3 protein-coding genes are annotated in these 7,174 nt (G+C 62.8%); 2 read left to right on the plus strand and 1 reads right to left on the minus strand.

Going from position 1 to position 7,174, the window contains the following annotated elements:
* Positions 1 to 1,542, plus strand: coding sequence for a hypothetical protein (locus ACZ9HU_RS16055; RefSeq protein ID WP_476106378.1), 1,542 nt, complete (start codon positions 1 to 3; stop codon positions 1,540 to 1,542).
* 1,096 nt (positions 1,543 to 2,638) lie between these two features.
* Positions 2,639 to 6,484 carry a hypothetical protein gene (locus tag ACZ9HU_RS16060; RefSeq protein ID WP_476106379.1) on the plus strand — a complete coding sequence of 1,282 codons (3,846 nt, stop codon included), beginning with the start codon at positions 2,639 to 2,641 and terminating at the stop codon, positions 6,482 to 6,484.
* Positions 6,485 to 6,495: 11 nt separating this feature from the next.
* On the opposite strand, the gene ACZ9HU_RS16065 is transcribed toward ACZ9HU_RS16060, so the two are convergent.
* The coding region (locus ACZ9HU_RS16065) for a hypothetical protein (RefSeq protein WP_476106382.1) at positions 6,496 to 7,174 on the minus strand (679 nt) is incomplete at its 5' end.

A 7,174-nucleotide genomic window follows, 5' to 3' on the forward strand; every position in this document is an offset into this window, starting at 1 on the left:
ATGACCGAAGCCTTGACCCCCGACGAACTGGGCGAAGCCGGCGAGAACCTCTTCGCCAAATTGTGCGCCCAGGCCAAGCTGATCTGCAGCCGCACGAGCCGTGATCGCGCAGGCTGGGATTTTCGTGTTGATTTTCCGATGGAAGGGACGCCGCAGGAGACGCTCGATCAACGCGAGCCCCGCGCATGCATGGTGCAGCTCAAATGCACAGCCGGCGAGAGCGGGGCGGTGCGCGCGCGCCTGTCGGCGATGGAGCGCCTGGCAAAGGACCGGGGGCCATCCGCTATCGTCGTCTTCCGAATGCGTGCGGACGGGACCGAGCTCATGGGCTATGTCATCCATCTTTTCGGCAAGGAGCTCGCCAAGATACTGCACCGCCTGCGTGTCGCCGAGGCCGAGGGTCGGACGGACATCAACCACATCTGGATGTCCTTCGACTATCGAAAAGGGCGCCGCTTCAAGCCCACCGCCGAAGGGCTGCGCGATGCGCTCGCCGAGATCTGCCCCACAGACGTCGACAGCTATTTGGAGGCTAAGCGCCACCAGCTCGCGACGCTCGGCTACGAGCAGGGGCACGAAGTTGAGGGCGAGGCACTCATCTGGATCGAGGACCAGGACCATTTCCTCAAGATCATCTCCGGACAGGTGCCGCTGAGGCCGGTCCAGCTCCAGGCCTATGATCGTCGCTTCGGGATCAGGGTTCCCTACAAGGGCTCACTCCTGGAAGGGGTAGAGGAATTCCCGATCGATCTGCCGACGATAGGGCCATGTGCGATCATCGTGCGCTCAGGGCCGCTGCTTCCGGCCGCCGTCTTCGATTGTGAGACCGCGATCCCGTTCCCGATTCATGGCGGACCGATGCTTGCGATCCGCCATGCCACGCTAAATCTGCTGTTCTACGAGGGCAGTTTCCATCTCGAAAGCGTCGGCAACTTCAAGGCCGACCACCATGATCTAGCGACCTGGATCCCGCTGCTGCGCGCGCTGACCTACCTCGCAAGTGGCAAGGCTACGGTGGAACTGGACTTCAAGGGCGTCCGGATACCGGGTATTCCCACGCCCGAGGGATTGGACGGACCCTATCTCGACGACCTTCCGCGCCTCCTCGAGTTCGTCGAGCGATTGCGGCAAGCCTTCGACATCGCCGGTATCGCCACTTCGGAGCCATTCTCGCTCGAAGACATTTGGGCGGCACAGGCGATGCAGATGTCGCTCGATATGATGTTCAATCCCTCCTCCGCAGCACGCTTCGAGTTCGACGCGATCGGCGGGGTGACCGACGAGGTCCGGCTGGAGGCGATCTACTTCAACACCATAGAGTTTGCCGGATGCGGGATCACGCTTGCCACCAAGGTCATTCTCGAACGGGAAGGAAAGCAGGCGAGCGCATTTGCGTCCACGGGATTCGAGTTGCTGGACGTTCGGCCTGCGGTCATCGACCTGGACGCCTATGGCGCTGAGATGGCAACGACCAGCGGCATCAACGTCGTGATCGATCCCGAGAACGTCACGATGGTCAGCCGGCCAGCCGAGCGCGAATGACACGCGCGGGGATTAGTTGTCGGGCACCACAATGCGCGGCGACCGATCTGTGCCACGCCCACATCGTGCCCGAAGCGAATCCACGAATGACCGGTGTGAGCGTAACCGGTCGTTCCCAGTAGAGGCGGCAATCGACAGGAACGTCCCATGACGAGGCTAGCCCCGGGCAAAATCGACCCATCTCAGTCATTCAGCCGCCGATTTCGGTTCCCCAGGAGCGGGTTGACAACTTTCCCTTGCCGCATGCAGAAGCCGAGCGCGTTGCGGTCTCATGCTCAAGCAGCCTCAACCGAGAGGGGGCAGCCTTAGTCGCAGCTAACCAGCCTTTCCGTCCCAAGGCCCGTCATCCAACGTAAAAGTGATCGGCCTGCAGGGCTAGAACGGCAAATCAACGAGCGCCCTCTTTCATTTCTTTTTGGGGGGCTCGCTAGATTTGCTAGGTTTGAGGGACGGTGTATTCCCTGGTGTGGTTTTATTATCACGGCGGCGCTGATCCGGTTTCCCTGTTGATTTTGCTATCGGCTTTGGCCCTGGTTTAAGTGCCATTGATGCTCTCCTTTTTCAGTTTAAAAATTAGTCCTGCGTGCAACTTCTGCCTGGGACTTAGGGTACAGCGGCATTGCGTAACAGTCCGCACGAGTTCAGACTGGAGTCAAGGCCGAGTGATATTCGTACAGCACTATTGCCCCACTAAAATCGGTAGGCGAGGCTGGGGGAGCTTTGCTTTACTGTGCCTATGAACGGCGGTGCGAGCGATCGGGTTATTACGTTTGGGCGAATTTCTGAGCGCCTGCTGTCGGCCTAGATTGGCCTCAGCTTCGGGCGCTTGGTAGTGATTCTGCCCGCCGGCACGGCGAGACCCTTCTGCGACCGACCAGAATGCGTCAATCGCCGATTGGACTTTGAACAGCAGCTTTCACCAGAACCAGCCATTCGCCTACCGCGAAGCCGCTTGGCAGCAATGCGCCCCATAGTCGCGCGTTCCGTCAGACGACCCATGCTCCCCAGAGCGGATATTTCAAGCTCAACGCAGACACACAGTTTGTTGTCGCTAATTACGCTGGACCTATTCCTGCTGCGCACCTATCGTTTCTCAATGCATGGAGAGAAAGAAAATCAGGAAGTAGGTATAGAAGGGAACATCCCATCACCGCTTAGGCGCAGTATCAGCAGCGACAAGGAACTGCTGGCGGCGATCTCGGACTCATATGTCCGCAACCCTAATGTCATCGGCGGCGGTGATATCTTCACCGTCACTGGAGGCAAGCCTGCCACGCGGGCAGGCATGGTCGCCGCGTCCCTCGCCGGTCTCGCGATCGAGGGCGGGGAGCGGGCGATGCAGCGGATCATAATCGTGATACCGCCCGGCGATGATGTCGCGGAGGCCGACGGGCGCGCTTGGGAAAGCTTCGGGAAGTCCTTCGCGATGCTCGCCCGCCGCCCGCTCGAAGCGGATGAGGCAGCGTGGTTCCGCGACCGCCTGATCGTCCAGACGGCGGCGGATGGCCGCCATGCCAGTCTTCTGGCGGTGTTGGCTGAGCAACCAGAGAGAACCGCCATCATCGTCATCGAGGCGGCGGGATATCGCGACGACGCGATCGCGCCCTTCGTCGCCGAGGGCGTACAGACCCCGCTGATCCCGGAAGACGTGTGGGCACCCCAGGTTCACGGGCTCGCAGTCGCAGCTGCGCCAGTCGCTCGGGAGCGCCACCTCTACATCGCCCTCGATGTCAACGAGAGTTCGCCGATCCGGCCGGCGCTTGACGATCTCATCCTGTCGGTCGATGGCTTTGGCGTGATGGGATCGACCGCGGACGAAAGCGCCGAGACCATTCTCGCGAAACGCGTCGATGCATGGGATCGGTGGATCGCCCTCGGTCAGGCTGGCCGCGCGCTGACAGACGTTGACGCGCTGCCCCCGGTAACAGACCCGCAGAAGCCGTTTCTTAGAGTGCAGCTGCTGCACAAGGCAGGGCTTCGCCTCGAGGCCTTGGCGCTTATCCGGAGCGAGTTCCTGGCTCGAGACAACCTTGACCCGTCCACCCGTGTGCGGCTTGGACGTATCGCCGAGGATGCCGGCGCCGCGCAGCTCGCGGCCGAACTCATCGCGCCCTCCATCGATGCTCTCGAGAGCCGCGAGGACCTAGAGTCAGCTCTAGGCACGCTTGAGCATCGCGACGATGCACTTGCGGCCCGCATCGCGACCCGACTCGAGGCTCGCTTTCCCAAAGCCGAGGGCGTGCGCCGGCACCGGCGCCAGCAGCTGCTCCGTGTCCGCGATCATGCGGGTCTCGCTGACTTCCTTCGCGAGAGCGATCCGGCCCGGGCCGACTTCCATGCCTGCCTTGCCGAGGTATTCGCTGGCACCGCCGTTCCGGACTATGTCGGCCTTATCCAGTCAGGCGAAACGGCAGAGATCTCCGATGGCTATCGGCTAGCGAGCATCGTGGATGCCCTTGCCCGCGGCCTCATCTGGCATGCGTTCAATCTTGTCGGCGATATCCCCAATGGGCCGGCACAGGCCGAACGCTGGGAAGGGCTTGCGCTCGAGGTTCTCGAACGCGGCTTTCTCGAGGCCGGGCCGGGCGGCGAGCCTGCTGCCGGGATCGAGGCGACCGAAGCGCTGCTCGGCAAGCTCATCGGGCGACTGGCTGGCGATCCGATGAACGCGCGCCTGCGCAGCGGCATCGTCGACCTGCTTAAGCCCGATGTAGCTGGTACGACAGGGCTCGCCTTGATCGCGAAGCATGTTCTCGACCTGGCAGGCCGGCCCGTTGCGGTCGACAAGGGTGCGAAGGAAGGCTCGGCGAACATGAAGTGGATGATGGCGCACAAGCCGTTCCTCCACCGTGCGCTCAACTGGCTTCATGCCGAGCAGCCCATCATTATTGGCAAACTGGCTCTGCCTGCCGAACTCCTGACCGAAAGCCCGGACGAAGCCATCTCGGCGCTCTCATCCTATATCGAGCGAGCTCCCATCTCCGATGACAGCGACATCCATTCTGTCCAGCTTTACCTTGCGCTCGCCGCTGCGATCGCGCCGCACGCGGCAGACCCCGACATCGACCTCAGGCTTTACCGGCTGGCCGCCGGCAAGATTGCAAGCAGTGGCTTCGCCCAGACAGGCCGCGATCTTGTCGAAGCGGCCGTCCAGGCCGGGAGCGCATCGCCGCGGCGCCGGCGCCTTGCCTGGTTCGCTGTGGCCGACACCTATCACCGGACCCGCGACCATCTGACGGGTCTGGTGGCGCTCGCCTGCGCCTTTGCCGCGGACAACCGGGCGGACGAGGAGGAACTTTGGCAGGAGGTCTACGGGCTGACCCGCCTCCTTCGTGACATCGGGCTGCTCGATGCAGCGCTCACCATGGTCGACAAGGGGCGCGAACTGCTTGAGCGGATGACGCTCACCAAGACCTATGGTCACCGCCTCGACCTCCTCGCTCTGCAGGTGCGCCTGGCCCAGCGCGAACGTGACGATCCCGACGAGCTTGCAGCGCTGCTTGCCGAGGCAACGGCGATCGGAAGGACTGTGCTCGATCGTCGGGACCAGACCGCGCCGACCGGCATCATCCTGGGGCAGCTCATCCGTGACGCGCGAGAACGGGGTGTGGACGTGCCGGATGAGTCCGACGAGGTCTTCGCCGAACTCAACAGATGGGCGGGCGGCAAGCTCGCGGCAATGATCGCGGCAACCTCTGCGCCGGTACCGACACCTGCCCAGCTGGCGGGGCTCGCCGCCTCGATTCCGCCGGCACGTTACGCCGAAGATGTTGGCTTCGACATGGGGAACATCGCCTTTCTTGCGCAGCGGGCTCTCGCCAGCGACGACATTCTGGCCGCGCCCGAGGACGTGAGCTTCGCGCTCGAACTTCTGGCCGACCGCGGCACCGCGCTGCCCAATTGGGACGAGGTGGCCGCGCCGCCAGCGGTGCCGCAGCAAGCGGAGCCGGCGGCTGTTGCACGAGCGCTTTCGACGGATGGCGTCGATGTCCTTCAGCTTGGCTTCGATGCCAGAGGGCGCCTGATCCGGCTTGTTGCGAGCGACGGCGCGCTGGCCAAGCCTCTCGTAGAGGCCGCTGACCGATTCTCTCGGGCCGCCTTCCATGTCTGGTCGCAGGCCTTCCCTTATCGCTATGGGATCGATGAAAGCCCAAACCTCTTCTACCGCACGACCGAAACCCTGCAGCTGAGCTGGTCTGCGGAGCGCGCGACCATCATATCAGCCTCGAGCGAACTTCAGTCCTTCCCGCCCAACATCCTCTACGACGGAACCGAGTTCCTGGGGCGGAAAGCGCCAGTGGCGGCCGTGCCGTCGCTTTCCTGGCTGAGCGGCGCCCGCGAGCGCAATCACAAGGGCGATGGCCGCCGCGTCGCATGGATCTCGACGGCCGAGGGCAATGACGGCCGCACGACTCTGACTCTGCTCGCGCAGCGGCTCGATGGTCCGTTCAACGACTATGGCTTCGAGGTCGACCATGGCGGGACCTTGCCCGAGCGCTTCGCCGGAGCTTCGATTGCGGTGCTCACCGCGCACGGTGGCGTCCATCCCGAGGGCCGCTACTTCCAACTCGTCTCCGACGAGGGCGTCCTGAAGGTTTCGGCCGCCGATCTGGCTGCGGCCGTGCGAAACGTCGGTGTCGTCATTCTCTTCATCTGCAGCGGGGGGCGCACCGACAAGCACCCCACGGCCAACACGACGCTCGGGCTCGCCAAGCAGGTTCTCGACCGCGGATGCAGCGCGGTGATCGCCTCGCCCTGGCCGCTGGACTCGCAGGTGCCGCCGCACTGGCTCGATGCCTTCCTGGCTCGATGGGAGGCAGGCGACCGGCTGATGGATGCAGCTTTTGCGGCCAATCTGGCCGTTGACACGCGGTTCGCCCTCGACCCTGCGCGGGGGCTCGCGATGACGACCTATGGCGACGGGCTGCTGACCAAGCCGTAATCGCGTGCAGATCAAACAAAAAGCCCCGCGCGTCCGACACTTGAGTTTTTGGTGAACTGATAATTCGCGTACGATCTAACGACATCCTGATCGGACTTGTGATTTTCGATCACGATGAACTGGGCCTGGTCGGCCATGGCCTGCAAGTACCGGTAGAAGTGCGTTGCCACATCGGATTTGCGCAATTCCAGCTCGTCATCGGTGAGTTCCTCGAAGCGATCCTCTTCCGCGGGACGATAAGCGAAGAGCGGCGAATCCAGGATGACGAAACCTGGATGCGGTCGCCCCTTCTCGATGCAATAGACGAGCACGCCGATCTTAAACGCGGCATGGAGGAGCGCTCGAACGCCAGCGCCGTTGTCGCGGCGGCGCTTGCCATCGACGACTATATCTTGGTCACCCTTCTCGAAATGCACCGCGTCGGCGCCTGGATAGTTCCACGCCTTCAGCACCTGCTTCACCACCGTCGATAGTTCGTGTGCCTCGCTTTTTGATAGATTGAGATTCACGTCGATGCCATCGGCGCGTTGTCGCGACTGCACGGCCGTTGCCTTGATCTGCGAGATCTGCGCCTCAAGGTCGGAAACCCGGTACCGTGGACTTGTAACGGATTTGTGCCGGTCACCTATCTCACTATGCCACCTTGGCCTCGAATGCGAGGGGGCTGATGCCGCCCAGATATGAATGGCG

Source organism: Novosphingobium sp. Sphag1I (assembly GCF_056279125.1).

Excerpts from the sequence above, each read along its gene's own strand:
- ACZ9HU_RS16055 (WP_476106378.1), top strand. The coding sequence starts at position 1 with ATGACCGAAGCCTTGACCCCCGACGAACTGGGCGAAGCCGGCGAGAAC.
- ACZ9HU_RS16060 (WP_476106379.1), top strand. The coding sequence starts at position 2,639 with ATGCATGGAGAGAAAGAAAATCAGGAAGTAGGTATAGAAGGGAACATC.